The sequence below is a fragment of the Monashia sp. HAY1-5C genome (assembly GCF_056755255.1).
In genome coordinates, this window is sequence record NZ_JBPGXG010000407.1 from 1 (window position 1) to 265 (window position 265).

Annotated in this window: 1 protein-coding gene; it reads left to right on the forward strand. The window is 42.6% G+C overall.

Annotated elements, in window-relative coordinates:
- Positions 1 to 265, forward strand: a 265-nt coding sequence (locus tag ACR9ZK_RS22225; RefSeq protein ID WP_481344110.1) for a DegT/DnrJ/EryC1/StrS family aminotransferase, incomplete at both ends; no start/stop codon positions are given.

Below are 265 nucleotides of genomic sequence, written 5' to 3' on the forward strand. Positions count from 1 at the left end.
GTTAAAAATCATTGAAGATAATGCTCAGGCGATCGGCGCAGAATGGAAAGGAAAAAAAACAGGCAGTTTCGGAGATGCTGCCGGCTTCAGCTTTTATCCGGGGAAAAACCTTGGTGCTTTGGGAGATGCGGGAGCCGTTACAACCAATGATGAAAATTTAGCAAAAACAATCAGAGCATTGTCCAATTATGGATCTGATCAGAAATACGTCAATATTTATCAGGGACTCAACTCGAGGTTAGATGAAATTCAGGCGGCAGTATTG